General features: G+C 62.5%; 10 protein-coding genes and 1 other RNA gene. 5 read left to right on the top strand and 6 right to left on the bottom strand.

Features of this window, described 5'->3' with window-relative positions; all coding sequences use genetic code 11:
* Positions 1–111 precede the first annotated feature (111 nt).
* Together FWD29_04165 and FWD29_04160 are read left to right on the top strand one after the other, a co-directional pair.
* A complete protein-coding gene (locus FWD29_04165; protein MCL2803135.1) occupies positions 112–2,160 on the top strand; it encodes a DUF222 domain-containing protein in 2,049 nt (682 codons plus the stop codon).
* Between the two features lie 35 nt (positions 2,161–2,195).
* On the top strand, positions 2,196–3,053 hold the full coding sequence (locus FWD29_04160) for a hypothetical protein (GenBank protein ID MCL2803134.1): 858 nt from the start codon (positions 2,196–2,198) through the stop codon (positions 3,051–3,053).
* A gap of 60 nt (positions 3,054–3,113) precedes the next feature.
* Here FWD29_04160 and FWD29_04155 read toward each other — a convergent pair whose 3' ends face one another.
* The 6 genes from FWD29_04155 to FWD29_04130 form a co-directional block, all read right to left on the bottom strand.
* Positions 3,114–4,304, bottom strand: a complete 1,191-nt coding sequence (locus tag FWD29_04155) for an ABC transporter permease (GenBank protein MCL2803133.1) — start codon at positions 4,302–4,304, stop codon at positions 3,114–3,116.
* On the bottom strand, positions 4,301–5,038 hold the full coding sequence (locus tag FWD29_04150) for an ABC transporter ATP-binding protein (GenBank protein ID MCL2803132.1): 738 nt from the start codon (positions 5,036–5,038) through the stop codon (positions 4,301–4,303). Before FWD29_04150 ends, FWD29_04155 begins: the two co-directional genes overlap by 4 nt.
* Positions 5,035–6,384, bottom strand: a complete 1,350-nt coding sequence (locus FWD29_04145) for a hypothetical protein (GenBank protein MCL2803131.1) — start codon at positions 6,382–6,384, stop codon at positions 5,035–5,037. Before FWD29_04145 ends, FWD29_04150 begins: the two co-directional genes overlap by 4 nt.
* Positions 6,385–6,427: 43 nt before the next feature.
* Entirely contained in the window at positions 6,428–7,366 is a 939-nt protein-coding gene (locus tag FWD29_04140; protein ID MCL2803130.1) for a hypothetical protein, read from the bottom strand.
* Between the two features lie 154 nt (positions 7,367–7,520).
* Positions 7,521–8,474 (bottom strand): hypothetical protein, encoded by a 954-nt coding sequence (locus tag FWD29_04135; GenBank protein ID MCL2803129.1) that lies wholly within the window; start codon positions 8,472–8,474, stop codon positions 7,521–7,523.
* Between the two features lie 142 nt (positions 8,475–8,616).
* Positions 8,617–9,570: a hypothetical protein gene (locus FWD29_04130; GenBank protein ID MCL2803128.1), complete on the bottom strand. Its 954-nt coding sequence runs from the start codon at positions 9,568–9,570 to the stop codon at positions 8,617–8,619.
* Positions 9,571–9,661: 91 nt separating this feature from the next.
* Between FWD29_04130 and ssrA the strand changes: the two genes are divergently transcribed.
* From ssrA to FWD29_04115, 3 genes are all read left to right on the top strand, one after another.
* Positions 9,662–10,031: a transfer-messenger RNA gene (gene ssrA, locus FWD29_04125) on the top strand.
* A gap of 445 nt (positions 10,032–10,476) precedes the next feature.
* Positions 10,477–13,818 (top strand): choice-of-anchor A family protein, encoded by a 3,342-nt coding sequence (locus FWD29_04120; GenBank protein MCL2803127.1) that lies wholly within the window; start codon positions 10,477–10,479, stop codon positions 13,816–13,818.
* A gap of 330 nt (positions 13,819–14,148) precedes the next feature.
* On the top strand, positions 14,149–16,392 hold a 2,244-nt coding region (locus tag FWD29_04115), incomplete at its 3' end, for a VWA domain-containing protein (protein ID MCL2803126.1).

Genomic DNA, 16,392 nt, shown 5'->3' with positions numbered 1-16,392 from the left:
CCTCGTCATGGGGTCTTGTGTGCTGTGACAACTTGTCAGGTGGGATCCGCTAGTCAGGCCGCCGGGCCGGTGATGACTAACGATGTCGTAGCGCACATCTATACTAGAATCATGGGATCAAGCAGCGCCGTTAGCCTTGAGGTTGTCCGTGACGCTGATGAGGTCCTGGACTCCTTGGGGGCCGGCCCCAGGGACTGGCAGTGTTTCAAAGCACTTGATGAACTGGCTTCGGCCGGGGGCTTGACTTCGACGCAGCAGGTGCGTTTGGTGGCGCTGTATGAGCAGGTCGCCACAGCCTGCCACGGCAAAGCCGCTGACGTTTCGGCCACACTGTTCGACCGGCATGCCGGCAACGAAGAAGACCGGCGTTCATTGGTGGACTGGCTGGCCAGGGCCACCAGATCAACTCACGGCGACGCCGCTCGCCTGACACAAGTCGGCCAGGCCCGGCAGGCAGCTCCGGCCCTGAAAGAAGCAATGGATCACGGTAGTACCAGCCTTCAGGGCGCTACGGCCCTGATAGGGGAGACCGGGGGACTGACCAGCCAGGCCGCCGGCGAAGTCATTAGCCGGGTGTTGAGCGATACCCCAGCGGCCAACCCGGCGCAGTTGCGTCGCGTTGCCAGGTTCAAAGTTGAGCAAGAACACCAAGACACTGCGGCCGCGCGGCACACAACGGCCATGAAAAAGCGGCATGTCAGCGTCACGGCCGTGGCAGATGGCATGTCTTGGCTAAGGGCCTACATTTCCTCGACTGACGCCACGTTGATTGAACAGTCGCTCAGCCGTGAGGCCCACAGCCAGCCCCCTACTGGCCGCACTCTAGCCAACGCTGAAGCTGATTTGCTGGTTGATTGTCTTCACAGGGCCGCCGGAAGGGCTGACCAGGTAGCAGGGCGATCAGACGTAGACGGCGGGCGAGGCTGCGACCAGTCCTCCTTGACCAGCAGTGACCAGGGGCCCACTCCGTCCAGTCACATTTCGCCACCCTCGAGCACCAAGCCGATGCCGCAGCCCTCCCCAACCGGCCATGTGCCGCGGCCCTCCCCAGTCGCGCCCTCAGTTCCTGTCGACTCTGTTGGTCAGGCCGAGCCGGCTGACCTGTTCATCGGGGCTCAGGGCACCGGACTGCCTTCGCCAGGTAACGCAGGCCGGCCTGCCCGCGTCAGGACGGGCCCATCCGGACGTGATCGCGTGCGGCGGTCAACCGCGCGCAGCGCCAAGTTTCTGGTCATGGTCAGTGCGGAGGCTCTGGGCGCAGTCCGCCCGTCGGATACGCGCCCGCCTCCAGTGGGCAAGTTCACGCCAGGCCAACGATCGGCCATCGAAACCGGCCGGCTGCTGGTCAAGTTGGGCCCAACGCAACTGGGCCAAGTTCGGTCACCCGGACCGGGGATCGGGGTTCAGCCCCCAGGCGGCCCAGGGGACAACCTTGCCCGGCCACCGATACCTGAAACCAGGGCCGGGCCGCCATGGCTGGGGTCCGGGCAGGTGGCGGCGGGATCGCGCAATGCGGGACCTGGCGATTGGGTTGGGACCGGTGCCCGGTCGGATGCTCCTGAAAGGTTAGTTGGGGAACCGGTGGGCTTGGCGGTTGGCTCCGGCTCAACTGTGACCGGGCCGGACCTGGATGCCATACTGGCGTTTGCCAATCGCCAGGCGATCGTGGCGGACCAGACCACCGGCCGGCTTGTCACCCTGGGATCTGGGCCCAGCCCCCCAAAAGGCAGGCTACTGATCCCCGAAGTCACCTGGGATTGGGACGAGCCGTCGACCTGGCCTTCTGAAAGCGCCTCCTCGAGCAGTTACCAGCCGTCCGGCTGGCTCGGGCTGCTTCTGATAATCCGTGATCAAACCTGTCGTTGGCCGGGTTGCACCGTGCCGGCCACCAAGTGCCAGTTCGATCACCTTGAGCCTTTCAAAAGATACCGTGAGCCCGAAACCCAGACCCGTGCCAGCAACCTGGCTTGTGTCTGCTGGATGCACCACAAAATGCGTCACGACCAGGGCTGGGCCGTGCGGCGAGACCCAGCTGCCGGCAGCACCATTTGGAGAGGGCCTCACGGCCAAAGCATGACCAACCCGCCGGTCCTTTTGCGCGAATCTGACGCACCGCAGGTGGGTCTGGTGGGCGACCAGCCAAGTCCCTACTACCCCTAGGATTGCCCTGAAGGGCACGCACACCAGGGGAACATATGGCGAAAGGCGAGCGTCTGCGCAGGTTGCGCATTGATCGAGTCTTGGGCGCCATCGCCACCGCGGTGGTTGCGGCTGCCTGCTCGGCCGGGCCCGAAGATGTCGCCAGCCTGACTCCAAGCGTGTCATCAATTGTGAGTTCAAGACAGGTCGAGTCTGCGAAGGCGATTGTGAAGTGTCTGCAGTCCAAGGGTGTGCCAGCTCGCCTCAACATCTGGGATGACGGCCAGGCAGAACTCGGGTTCGATTCCGATCCACCCTGGATTCTGTGCCAGGAGCAAGACGGCATGTGTCACATGGGCGGAGGGGAAAACGATAGCCCGGCAGAGGCTGAGGCCAAGCAGCGCAGGATGGGGGACCTGGAAGCCAAGTACCAGGCGGAACTCGCGTCATCGCCGGCGGATGCCGTTGGGTGGAGCTATCTGATCTCCGATACTGGCGACTTCACCGAACCGTACAGGCAATGCGCCGAGACGATCGATTACGTACCGCCCATTTGGGGGTTTGATCCGGCTCAGGAGTTGGCCTTCAAACAGGCGGTAGCAGAAGTCACAAACGAGTGGATTGCCTGCGCCAGGGACAACGGCCATCCGGGTATCGCCGATGTCGAGGCCCTTAGCGCGGACGGCTTTCAAACCGAGCCGATGGCGGTGTTGCCTCTCAGCATCACCCCAACCGAGCTCGGTCTGCTGTTCGAGGCCTGTCCGATCAGTAGATTCGTGGCCGGTGACATTGAACCCAGATTAGGGTATGACGCCCCGGGCTGGGACGGACGCGAACCGCGCCGAGATGCTGCTACCCCTGACCAAATCACACAGCAGAAAATCGACGCGTTGGTGGAGGTCTGGTCGCCCTAGCCAGGGTTAGCCAGGCCAGGCCAGCGCGAGCCTAAGCCAGCCAGGGTAAGTCAAGGCGAGTCAGATGGCGCGCAGGGCGATAGTGGGGGAGACCCGGGCGGCTTTGATCGAGGGATACAGGCCGGCCAGTGCGCCAATCAGCATTGAGATGCCCGGCCCGGCCAACAGCACCCAGGTCGGGACAACGAAGACCGAGGCTTGGAAGGCCGTGATCAAGAAAACCAGATAGGCCCCAAGGCCAATACCGATCAGGCCGCCGGTGAATCCAATTAGGGCCGCCTCGAGCACAAATTGGAGGGCGATCTGGCCGGTGCGTGCACCCATGGCACGGCGCAAGCCGATTTCGCCCCGGCGCTCCATCACCGCCACAACCATGGTGTTGGCTATGCCAATTCCGCCCACCAGCAGGGCGATCGCCGCCAGGCCTAGGGCCAGGTTCCTGAACTGGTCCAGGGCGATGTCCTGAAACCAACCAAGGTCGGCCAACGATTCGACCGAAACGTGGCGAGGATCAGCCGGGTTGGCGGTGGCCGCGGCGACAGATTTGACGGCGGCCGCCTTGGCCGGGGCGGCGGCCACGTAAACGGCGTCGATCTCTAGATCGGGGTAGGCCTCGGTCACAGGCCCGCGGGCCAAAAAAACGGTGGCGTCAAGTTCTTGCGCCAGCATCATCGGTTCGAGCACGCCAACCACGGCCCACCAGCGTTGGTCGGACCAAATCCGCGCGCCCACACCAACGCCAAGATACTGGGCGGCCGAGGATCCCAACACAGCTGTCGGCAGTTCGAGGTTGGCCCTGGAAAACCACTCGCCCTGGGCCATTTCGACCTTGAACGTGCCCAGCAAGTCGCCCTCTGCCACGCCCACCGAGAGGGCTCCGGTCTGGTTGGCTGGCACCAGGTCGCTGCGGTAGACACGGCCGTCCGGTACCGTCCAGGTCGTGACGACCGAGGTGACCGGTCGGATCCGGGCCAACATGGCCGGGGCAGTCTCTGGCAAAGGGTAGGTCGCTTGGGTCTGCATGTCCTGGCCGGGATAAACCCTGACCAGGTTGGCACCGGCCTCGTCTAGCTCTTTCTCGAACTGGGCTGTTTTCGAAGCTGGCAAACCCAGCATGGCCACCAGGGCGGCAACGCCGATGGCGATTCCCACGGCCGAAAGCAGCGAACGCACCAGTCGCGTGCGCGGCCCCAAGGTGGCTGTTGCCACCACGTCGCCTGGCCGCAGGCGGCGGCGCCGCGACAGTCTCATAACACCACTGTCTCCTCAGGTGAGGCATCCCAGGCAACTGATGGGCCGGCATCGGCCACGATCCGGCCGTCCAACATGACCACACGCCGGTCGAAGTCCTCGGCCAGGTGCTCATCATGGGTGATCACCACCACAGTGGCGCCGGTCTGGTTGGCCTGGCGTAAGGCTTCAAGCACCCGCCTGCCAGAGGCCTGATCCAACGCGCCAGTCGGCTCGTCCGCGAACAATATCGACGGCCCGCCGGCCATGGCCCGGGCTATCGCCACCCGCTGTTGCTCGCCGCCAGATAACTCACCGGGCCGGTGCGTAGCCCGGTTGGACAGGTCGACCAGGCCCAAAGCTTCCATCGCCAAAGCGCGCCGCCGTGACGCGCTAATGCCCTGGTAGAGCATGCCGGTGGCAACGTTGTCCAAAGCAGTCAGCGAAGGCAGCAGATAGAACTGCTGGAAGACAAAGCCGATCTTGTCTGAGCGCAGCCGCGAACGGGCGGCCTCACCCAACTGCCCGGTGTTAACCCCGTCGACCCAAACCTCACCGGAGGTCGGCTGGTCGAGCGTGCCCATCAGAGACAACATGGTGGTTTTGCCGCTACCGGACGGCCCCACCACCGCCACCAGCTCACCCGGCGCGATATCCAGGTCAGCGTTGTCCAAGGCGTGGATGGGCGGGTTGCCGGGATAGGTCTTCGAGGCGCCACGCAAGGCCAAATGAGGCAGACCCTGGGCTGGCCTCAAGGGATGATCACCTCATCGCCCTCGTTCAGCTCACCGGTGGTCGGTGTAATGGCGGCGCGGGTGTCGGCCACCAGGCCCACATCGACCCCAACTAGAGTGCCGTCTTTCAGTTCGACCGCATAGCCGCCCTCGGCCAACGCCACCAGGGCGGTCACCGGTACCACCAAGACCTCGTTGGCAGTGTCCTGTACCAGGTCAACTTTGACCGAACCTAGCCCAACCTCAGCCAGGGCATCCTGGTCCTCAATGTCAATGCGGGCCTTGGCTGGGAAGAACTGGCCCATCTCATCCACAGTGGATTCGGTCAACTCGCCAACCTTGCCGTCCACCACTTCGCCGTTGGACAAGGTCACCTTGACCTCAGCGCCAGTCGAAAAGCTGGCTCTCTGGGCGTCGGTCAGTTCGACGTTGGCAAAGATGGTGGTGTCGGTCCAGGTCACCACAACCGAATCAGCTGGCGCCCCGGGGTTGACCTTGACCTGGTCCACCCGCAGCGTTTCGGTCGGCACCATGAGTATGTCTTTCGGCCCAACCGGCGTCAGCAAGGCGTCGTCGAACGCTTGTTGGGCCGCGGCCACTGCGGCTTGTTCAGCGCTGGTGTCCCGCGGTGCTTTCAGATCGTTGAGAGCTGCCTGGGCTACGCGCAGGGCGCCACGGGCGTCTTCCCGGCTCATGCCTTCAGGCGGGTTGGCCAGCTCGCGCTGAGCTTTGAGCACGTCTTCTTCGGCTTGGGCTAGGGCGGCCTGGTCGGTCTTGCCGGCCTCGCTGAGGGCGGCTTTGGCCTGGATTAGGGCCTGTTCGGCTTCTTGTTTGGCTTTTTTGGCCTCGGGGTCTTCCGATGGCGAGGCGTAGCCGGCGTTGGCATAGAGACTGTCGATGGCCTTTGATAGGGCAGCGTCATAGATGGGCGAGGCGGCGCCAGCGTCGTATTTCAGCTCAGTCAATGCGGCTCGCAGGGCGGTGACATCTGGGCCCGAGGTGCCAGCTTTGATGTCCCGGTACATAACCGTGTCCCCATGCAGCAAGAACACAGGCTTGCCCTCAGTTTCTAGTAGCACCTCTCCGGCCTGGCACTCCTGGCCGGCCTTCGGCACCTTGGTGACTATGCCGCCGCCGCCGCCAAGGTCTTGTGGCTTGCCGTAGCCGAGTGATCCGGTCAGCTCCAAGGCGGCGGTCAGCGAGGTCAGTTCGACCTGGGCGGTGTGGATTTCGGCCTTGTCCTGGCCAGTACCTTGCCGCTGGCCCAGCCACACCGCCAGCCCAGCCCCTAGCGCCAACACCAGGGCAATCGACGTGGTGATGATAAGCGGCTTAAGCCACTTCCTGGGCTTTGATCCGGCCGTCATGGGCCCTCAAGGGGACTCAGCCTGGGGGCTACGTTCACGTCGGTTACCCGCCCCCGAAGACCGAGACCGAGTATCCGCCATCGCCGGACAAAGAGTCGTAGTATGCGTTCTGCTCGGCGAATAGGATTTCCCAGAAACGGTCCCACTTCTGCTCGATATTGGGATCGACATCGTCTGGGTTTTCAGGCCAGACGTAGTCAAAATCGATGTTTGGCCAGCGCGGATACTCTGAGCCGTCCGGGTCGAACTCTGGGTCTTGCGATTTCTGGTCGTAGTCCTCTTGGACCTGGCGGTCAAATGTGGGGCACTCGGCGACCAGCGCCTCTAGGGCCTCCTCGGTCATTGAAAACGGCAGAACCACGGTTGGGTAGTCGTCTTCGGGTTTTCCAGGAACGGGGTCCTTGATGTTTGGATAGCCGTGTTCGCGAGCGCAGGCCGCCCACTTGGCGCCCGCCGAGGCGTCAAGCTGCCTTTGCTTGGCATCCTCAACCGGGTCCACTTGGAACTCCGGTTCGGTGTAGCCACTTTCCTTGACGCAAGCGTCAAAGGCCTCGGAGACGTCCTCGCCGTCAATCACCAGGATCCACGAGTCGGGTTTGGACTCTGCCAGGCTGTCCATCAGTTGGTTTTGCTTGTCCCAATCAGCCTCTGTGGCACCTTCGTCGCCGGCAGCTCCCCAACCACCGTCAGGGTTGCCTTGGGCATAGATGGAAAAGTCCTTGGGCATTACCGAGGCTTGGTCACCTTCCTCCTCCATGAGCTCCATCTCGATTCCGGCCCTGTCCATGCACTTGACCAGGGCGCGGGCGGTGTCAGCTTGGGTCGGTTGGCCCTTCTTGGGGCCGGCGGTGCCAAGCGAGGCGACATCGGCCGAATTGTCAGTGCAACCTGCCAGGCCCAGGCCGCCGGCTAATGCCGCCGCAGTCAGGCAGGGGAGCAGACGCCTAGCCCACAGGCGTCGGGGCGTTGGGGGGCGCCGCATGTAATAATACTAGCGGCCAATCGCACCGGGTGTTGACCTGGCGCATTTGCCCCGCAAGCAGTGAGGACGAGCTGCTTGAGCCAAGCGCATGGCCTTGGTTTGCGAGCAATGTGTCTTCGAGTTGTTGGCGGCTCAGTGATGGCCGCAAGGACGGTCACCCGCCTCCGAGAAACATTGTTGCAGGCCCGTCGCCTTCGAGCCTTGAGCCCCGGTAGGCGTCTTGCTCGGCGGTGGTGATGCCGACAAGAGCATTCAGCCTGTCAATCTCCGCCTGACTGGCGTCGTTGGGATCTTCAGGCCAGACGTAGTCGAAGTCAATGCTCGGCCACCGAGGGTATTTAGAGCCGTCTGGGTCGAAGTTAGGGTCCTCGGACGCCTTGTCGTATTCCTCCTGGATCTGGCGGTCGAAGGTGGGGCATTCGGCGATCAGCGCCTTGAGGGCCTGATCGGTCATCGAAAAGGATAGGACGATGGTTGGGTAGTCGTCGTCTCCGGGTTTGCCGGGAACGGGGTCGTCGACATTCGGGTAGCCGTGTTCGCGGGCGCAGGCCGCCCACGCGGCGCCCGCTTCAGCATTGAGCTGCCTATTTCGAGCGTCTTCAACCGGATCCATCTGGAAACCCGGCTCGGTATAGCCGCTCTCTTTGATACAGGCGTCATAGGCTTCGGAATAGTCCTGGCCGTCGATCAACAAGATCCATGAGCCTGGTCGTGCCTGGCCGATTTGCCGGAGCTGTTGGTCCAGCCGCTGCCAGTCCGCGTAGCTAGCGGTCTCTACACCGACAAAGCCGGGCAAACCGTCTGGGTCGCGCGTGCCGAAGGAGGAGTAGCCCATCGGTCCGGCCCAAGCTTGGTCGTCTTCCGCTTCAATCAGCTCCATTTTGATTCCGGCCCTGTCCATGCACTTGACCAAGGCCCGGGCTGCATCCGCCTGAGTTAGGGAGGCGGTAGGTGAGGTCGGCTGCTCAAGCGTGGCCACGTCATCGGGCGAATTGCCAGAGCATGCCACCAAGACCAGGCCGCTGGCCATTACCGCTGCAACCAGACCAGCTGCAAAACGCTCGGGGAGCAGGCGCCGGGGCGTGCCGAGTCTCACAGATCTGTGCACAGTTGTGTCCCTCACTCCCGCGCACAGTAGGCGTTGGGGCTTTGGGGGGCGCCGCATGTAGTAACACTACCGGCCCATCACGCGGGCAGATAACTCGGCAGGCACGGCACAATCGCTCCAAAGCCGGCCAGCCCGTCCGGCGCTAGTCGTCGCCGTAGCCAGCGCCGTTGTAGTCGTACTTCTCGGCGTTGATGATGGCGTCGAGGCGGTTGTAGCGCTTCTGCGCCTCAGGGTCGAGGTCTAGGGGACTGTCGGTGCCCTGAAGTTCGATCATCACCCGTGGCCAGTGGGGCACCTCGCTGGCACGGGGGTTGGATTTCGGATCCTCGTCGTATTTGGCGTCGAAGTCCTCTTGGACTTGGCGGTCGAAGGTTGGGCAGGCGGCAACCAGCGCTGTCAGATCCTCTTCGCTGATCGAAAAGGGCAGCAGGACCGTTGGGAATTCTCCCGACCCGACCTCGCCCGGCTCAGGATCGCCAATTTCGGGGTAGCCGTGTTCACGGGCACATTTGGCCCATTCGGCCGCTGCCTGGGCCTGTAGCTGGCGCTCGACTTGCTCGTCGAGTGGGTCCGGCCCAACAACCGGGCTTGAATAGCCGGTCTCTTGGGCGCAGGCCTCAAACTCGACGGACAGATCCTCCCCGTTTTGCACAAAGACCCACTTGCCTTCGCGGCCGGCCGCGGCCCGGTCGATGGCCTGGGACAGGCCAGCGACCAGATCAGGGTCCACCTTCTGTGGGTCGAATCCACCGAAGCGCAGGCCCTGAGGGTCAATCAAGTGGGAGACGGAATCCAACGGTGGCAGAACGATCAGCTGCCCGTCGTCGAGTGGGTTCGCCTCGATTTCGATGCCGGATCTGGCCAGGCATTTGACCATTTCTCGGGCGGTATCCGCCTGGGTTAGCGAGGCGGTAGGTGAGGTTGACTGCTCAAGCGTGGCAACGTCATCGGGCGCCGGGACAGAGGTACAGGCGCTGAGGAATAGCGTGGCGGCCAGCGCCGTTGCCAAGTAGGCGGCAGTCGCCCGATGCCGGCGCCTGGGAAGGCCACCAACGCCAACCTTTGCCGCCTGGTTGGCTGGGGAGTGATCTCCCATGGGCCAATCCTAGGAGACAAAAGGGCGAAGCGATGTGATGCCAAAGCCAATGGCATAGAATCCTTGGGCACAACTCAAACAACTTAACAGAGGGGCTGATCGGTTTCGACGGTGTACGTCGAGGCAGGAGAAGCGGGCCGAGGAGGCGTGGTTATCTCGTAAACGCTCCACGTACAAAAATAGGTGCTAAATCTAATCGCACCGGCTTTGCTCTCGCCGCCTGAGGCGAGCGCGCATGCCCGTCAGCCTAGGGATGGCTTCGCCCTAGGATCTGGCGTCGTTTAGAAGCCCACTGCTCAGGTGTCACGCCACCAGGCGCCTGGGGACTCTTTGGTGGCTGAGCCTGGCGGCACCTCGCCTGTCGGAGTGCCGAGGCTGAGAAATCCCGCAGACAGGCTGCGCCCGGAGAAGACCTGGTTCACGTGGGCCGGACAGGGGTTCAATTCCCCTCAGCTCCACAATTGGCGTTTCGCTACCCTGCGACCTGCCGTTGGTCGCGGCTACTCTAGGGCCATGACCTGTGCAAATGACGCACACGCCAGGCCGACACGGGGGTGCCGGATGGTGCCCGTTCATGCCGTTCCACGCCTTCCTTAGCGCTCGGTGGACGCACAACTGACCGCGCGAGGCCTACTTGGGAGGACTGATGAAAACGCCGGTCGAAACTGCGGTGAGTCGTTTGCCTGCTGGATTCGAGAATGGCCTGGGATTCCGGGACAATCAAGACAACGAGCCAAATAAACGAGCAGATTAGCGTCCCGGTAGGCTACGCTCGAAATACTAGTCAGCCCAATTATGTGAGCTGTCCAGCGGGCTTCGCTGCCCTGCGTTGGCGAGCGGAGCCAGCGAGGGAGGGCAGCGACGGATCGCCCCCCTCGGTTTACAAATTAACCATGAGGATGTGGCATGTTTCGTGGATCTGAGGGTGGTGCCTGCAAAAATGGCCACCCCAATCAAAGTAACCGAGGGCGCTTGGCGGTCTTTTCTGATGCTGGCAAGTTGCGTGGCGCCAAGGCCGGACGAGGCTCGGCAGGAGCCATCCGCCGCCGCTTTCATGTCAGCGCAGGCCGGGCTGGCGCGCTTAGCCTGGCCTTGCTCGGCCTGTTAGGCCTGGTCGCTGGTCTGCTGGCGATTCCGGCCCCGCCGGTTTTGGGCCAACCCAACAGCGGGCCACCGGGCGCCAACCAACCCATGGTTATGTCGCCGGATGACTGTCCTGATACTGGCAATATGCCTGGTGTCGGCATTCCCGGCACGTTCTTTCAGGACGCGAATAACGCCACCTGGGTAGGCGGTGATTACACGCTCAATCCAGCTTTCGTGGAGTCTGAGGGTGTCACCGTGGTCGAAGGTAACCTGACCCAAAACAACGGCAGTTGGCTGGGAATTGGTGTGGTTGGCGTTGGTTCCGGAATTGTCGCCCCGCACGATGGCGTGATGCTGGCAGTTGGCGGCAACGTCACAGTGACCCCGCCCGGATCGTTGCAGATTGGGGCGCAAATGGGCGCGGACCTGATCAACGGTAAGGCTGACATAGGCGGCACAGCCACGGGCACCATCTATTCGGCCACCGGCGCGGTCGGTGACATCCGGACCAACTTGGGTCCGGCCGCCATTGCGCCTTGGGCCAGTTTCGGCAGTGACCTGACCGTCACCTCCGATGCGCTCAACGCGTTGGCCACCACCGGCACCTATGCCGGCGGGACCTTCACCGTGACGAACGCCTCCGCGCCGCTGCAGGTGTTCTCTATTACTGCGGCCCAGCTAACGGCGGCCAACGGCGCCTTGGACTTCAGGGGCTTGCCGACTGGTCCTGATGGCGCTCCAGTGCCCGTGGTCATCAATGTCACCGGCAGCCCTGCCACTCTGCTGCACAACTATGTCACCTTCGATGGAGTTCGGGTTGACGATTTCTCCGGCAACCCCCAAGGCTATGGGGCAGCTGCCTCGGGTTTGCTGTGGAACTTCCCGAATGCCACCACGTTGGACATTCCCGGGTCCTCACAGGTGATGGGTTCGATCGTGGCCCCACGCACCACCAATTCCACCGTCACGGCCTCAACCAACGGCCGGTTTTACTTGGGCGGCAACGTGGTTAGGGCCGGGCGCGGCGGTGAGCACCACAACTACCCGTGGCGAGGTGGCTATGGCTTTGGATGCGTGCCAAAGGACGCCACCGGAACGTTCCGGATCAACAAGGCGGTTGACTCTGATCCTCCAGGGCTTGTCCCACCCACCACCGCTTTTACGGTTCTAGTCACCGCTTGCCGACCTGAGCTTGGCGGCGCGGTTTGCACAGACCTGACCCAGAGTGAAGACGGGGTGGCCTTGCCAACTACCCTCACCATCCTGGCTGACGGCACCATCGTCAACGGACCGCAGTTCCTGGTCGGGGATCTTGTCAGCTTCCAGGAAGCCACCCCAGGGGCTATCCCGGGTGTCAACTGGGGCAACGTCACCTTCACGCCCGGCAGCACCATCGTCATCGGCGGCGGCAGCCCAGGTCAACTCGTCACCGTGACCAACCGGGCGACCCGGCCCGTCGCGACTCCGGCGACGTTCCGGCTTCACAAGAACATCACACCACCCCAGGCCGCTGGCGCTCTGGCGAACACCCAGTTTGCAGTTGAGTTCAGCGTCTGCCGGCCTCTTGACCCCCCGCCGGTCGCCCCGATTGACGCCTGCGCCCCGGTGCTGTTCGACGCCCAGGGTGACCCGCTGCCGGCGACCCTGACTTTGCGTGGCGATGGCACGGTGGTGGACGGACCGATCCTGCGCCACGGCGACCGGGTCACCTTTAGGGAGGTCACCCCGCTGCCTGATCCTCCCACTGGTTGGTACTGGGGTAACGCGACCATCGACCCGAGCACCATAGTGCTCAATGGCAACACCACGCCGCCAGTCGACGTCACGGTGACCAATGAGGCTTTCCTGGGCATCAGCACCGGTGATCCAACTATCACTGTCCCCTTCTGTATCGAGAAAACCCTGGATGATCCGGGGAATCTGGTCGCAGCTGGCACCGCCTTCACAGTCAGCTTCACTGTTGTCGACTTTGATGGCAATCCGGTCACGACCTACGCCAACGGCGACCCACTACCGGCCACAATCCAGATAGTCCCAGGCGTTCCGTGGTGCACGCCCCAGGATTTGCACAATGGTGATTGGGTCACCGTCACCGAGTTAGCGCCGGCCCCACAAAGCGGCCTGGTCTGGGGGAACGTCGAAATAGTGCCAAGTAGCCTGCGGCTAGATGCCGCCAACGCCGGGGGCATGACCATCAGCGTCACCAACACCGCGCTCGACCCGCAGGATCCCGATATCGAGCTGCCCGTGGTCCCGCTCGACTGGCAAATCTACAAGAAGGTAACCGGCGCCACAGGCCTTGTTGACGATAACGAAACGTTCACAGTGCACTACAACGCCTGCCATTCACATACTGTCACCAACCCCCTGATTTCCGTTTGCCTGCCGGATATCAGCCCAGTTGGAACGGGGACCGTGACGATTAATGCCAAGGGCGACATTGTCACCGGGCTGTCCGGGCTGCACCACGGTGACCGGATTACCTTTGTTGAGGACCCTGCCCTGCCGGGGGCGGACTACACCTGGGGCAGCGTTGTCATCAGTCCCTCGACCCTGGTGCTGGACGCTGCCAACCCGGTGGTCGTTGAGGTTGCCAATCAAGCCACACCAAGGGTTTCGATTATCCTTCCCCAGGTTGATGCCTCGTTCCGTATTCAAAAGGTGGTCCACGGCAGCGGCGCCAATTTGGTTCCGGCCAGCACCCAGTTCCGGGTTGATTACACTGTGGAAGATCTAAGCGGCCGGCCTGTCACCACCGATGCCGACGGCAACGCTTTGCCCGGGTTCTTGACCATCACGGCCGACGGCAAAATCATCAACGGCCCAAAACTGCATCACCGCGACACCCTGACGTTCACTGAGGCCACCCCACCGGCGATCGACGGTATGACCTGGGGGACCTGTGACGTCGTCCCGAAGACGCTGCTACTCGGTGCGGCCGATCCAGTCACCACCGTGACGATTCGCAACGCCGCCAACGCCGGTTTCACGCCGCCGGGCTCGCCGCCTGGGTCGCCGCCTGGGTCCGCGGCCGGCGGCCTGCCCGTTACCGGCAGCCTGGTGCCCCTGCTAGGAACCGTGCTGCTGGCACTGACCATGGCGCTGATTGGAAGACGGCTCAGGCATTCAAGCCGAATCCGCTTGGCGCAGCACCGCGCCTAGCATGAGTCAGCTCGCCACCGTGGTGTTGTCAAGGCACGGTGGGCATTACCACCTAGATGTTTTGATGGGCTCTGGGCGGCCGATGTCGCTCGGCTGGGAATCGGTAGCAGGTGACGCTTTGGCCTCGGGCGGATCGCATAACCCCACGACAGGCGACTACCACGGCCCATTTCGACACCCGGTTAGTGGCAGGCGATGGCCCGGACCAAGCGCTGTATGGGCCGAGTCTGGCCCGTGGCGACGGCGTGGCCCTACAGCCCGGGTCGGGTCGACCACTAAGCTCTCAGGAAACCTAGTCCCGATTCGACAACCCAGTAAGGATGACCGACGATGGCACTGGAGCTGCCGGTCGGGCGTCTAGGCGCCCCCTCCGTTACGTTATTTTCTCGAGCCTTGGTGGCCTTTGGCGCCGTTTTGGCGTTGGTCGTGCCTGTGCTAGCGGCGCCAACCCTGACTCCGCCGGCCCAGGCGGTCGAACCGGACGAAGTGGAATTACAGTTCCCTCTGTGGGGCACCCACATCGCTGGCGTGGTAGCGGCTCAGCCACTAACGATGGGGGGGATTGAGCTCGAACTGGCGGTTCTAGGTCCGGGACCAACCTGGACGCCGGTCGGTGAAAACTGGTCGACCTGTGTGTCTGATACCGCCGGCTTTTGCAGTTTCTTTGTGCCTGCCTCCTACCACCAGAACCACTCAGGCGAGACTTGGAGAGTGCAAACACCTGCCGGCAGCGAATGGTGGGTCTTTGTTCACAACACCGCCAATCCGGCCAGCCAGTTCCAAACAAGCATCATGAACAACAGGTTCGGCCGCACGCTGCAGCAGCCGGCACTCCATTTGGTTGCCCCGAACCCGCCCCTGCCGGCCGGCTGTTCACTCAACGTGGCATTGGTGATGGACTATTCCGGGTCAATGGCCGGCTACGAGCGGGACATGACCAACGCGGCCGACGTCTTTGTCGACGCCTTGACCGGGACAGACACGACCTTCACGGTCTATTCCTTCTCAAACGTTTCTCCAATCCCCGGAATGACTAATCGGACAACGCCCATTTCGATTCGCACACAAGCGGGGGCCGACCAGGTCAAGGCTACTTACAGTGGGTGGCGGGCCACTGGTGGCACCAACTATGGCCCCCCTTTGCGCAATGTGATCAATGCTGGTAACCCAACCGACGTGGTCATTTTCATGACAGACGGCGCCCCGTCAGACGACCCAGCCGGCGCCCAGGCTGCCAATGCCCTCAAACTGGCCGGGACACGGGTGATTGGATTTGGCGTGGGCCAAGTCTCGGTTTCACCCACTTCACTCCAGTCCATAAGTGGACGGACACTGGACAGTGACTACTATTTGGCCGCCAATTTTGCCCAGGTGTCGACATATCTCGAGGAAATAGCTGCCGGCCGATGCACCGCCGCCCTGGAAATCGAAGCGCGTGAGGCGCCCGTCAACCAGAACAAGGCATATGTAAACAGGCTGACCGGTGCTGCGGCTTCGGATTGGCATTACACCGCCCAGGTCGTTTCGAGCGGCGAGCAGGTCGACGGGACCACTGACGACACCGGTCTGGTCAGCCTGCCAGTCCCGATCACACCGAACACCACCACCCGGGTGCTTGTCACTCAAACAACAAAAATCGGCTGGGAACTGCTGCAACAGTCCGGTGTGAACGCCACGTGTTTTCTCAAATCTGACCAGAACACGATCCTGTCCACGACTCCTGGGCCGGGCGATAGCTTTTTCCTTGACCTACCGGCCGGCGAAATAGCGACTTGTGTTTTCGTCAATGGGCAATATTTCACTGCCCCGTTGCAGGTGTTGTCGCGTGAGGCGTCGCCTAACCAGGACAAGTCGTCGGTGAATGCCACCACTGGTAGCCCGGCTTCGGGTTGGCATTACATGGCGGCGATTGGCACCACGGCCCAGGCTCAGGACACGACCAACGCTTCTGGCCTGGCCGCTTTGCCTTTGCCAGTCAATTCGGCTACGGGCACTACCACGGTTTTGGTGACCCAGACAAACAAGACCGATTGGGAGTTGCTTGAGCAGTCTGGTCTGGTGGCGACTTGTTATCTGACCAATAGTCCAAGTCAAAGCGTCACGACCACTAATGCGGCTGGTGTGCCTGGTGGGTTCTATGTGGACCTGCCGGGTGACCAGGCGGTGACTTGTGTTGTGGTGAACGGCCAGTATTTCACTGCCCCGCTACAAGTGTTGTCGCGTGAAGCTTCTCCTAACCAGGACAAGGCGTCGGTGAATGCCACCACTGGTTCGCCGGCCCAGGGTTGGCATTACACGGCGGCGATTGGCACCACGGCCCAGGTTCAGGACACGACCAACGCTTCGGGTTTGGCGGCGTTGCCTTTGCCAGTGACTTCGGCTACGGGCACTACCACGGTTTTGGTGACTCAATCCAATAAGACTGATTGGGAGTTGCTACAACAGTCGGGGCTGGTGGCGACTTGTCATCTAACCAATAATCCGAGCCAAAGCGTCGCGACTACTAATGCGGCTGGTGTGTCGGGTGGGTTCTATGTCGATCTGCCGGGTGATCAGGCGGTGACTTGTGTTGTC

It is taken from the genome of Micrococcales bacterium (assembly GCA_009784895.1).
Lineage (GTDB): Bacteria > Actinomycetota > Actinomycetes > Actinomycetales > WQXJ01 > WQXJ01.
The sequence above is the reverse complement of the archived record's forward strand: the minus strand, read 5'-3'. Positions and strand labels throughout refer to the sequence as shown.

Coding starts and splice junctions, on each gene's coding strand:
- FWD29_04165 (MCL2803135.1), top strand. CDS start 112: ATGGGATCAAGCAGCGCCGTTAGCCTTGAGGTTGTCCGTGACGCTGAT.
- FWD29_04160 (MCL2803134.1), top strand. CDS start 2,196: ATGGCGAAAGGCGAGCGTCTGCGCAGGTTGCGCATTGATCGAGTCTTG.
- FWD29_04155 (MCL2803133.1), bottom strand. CDS start 4,304: ATGAGACTGTCGCGGCGCCGCCGCCTGCGGCCAGGCGACGTGGTGGCA.
- FWD29_04145 (MCL2803131.1), bottom strand. CDS start 6,384: ATGACGGCCGGATCAAAGCCCAGGAAGTGGCTTAAGCCGCTTATCATC.
- FWD29_04140 (MCL2803130.1), bottom strand. CDS start 7,366: ATGCGGCGCCCCCCAACGCCCCGACGCCTGTGGGCTAGGCGTCTGCTC.
- FWD29_04130 (MCL2803128.1), bottom strand. CDS start 9,570: ATGGGAGATCACTCCCCAGCCAACCAGGCGGCAAAGGTTGGCGTTGGT.
- FWD29_04120 (MCL2803127.1), top strand. CDS start 10,477: ATGTTTCGTGGATCTGAGGGTGGTGCCTGCAAAAATGGCCACCCCAAT.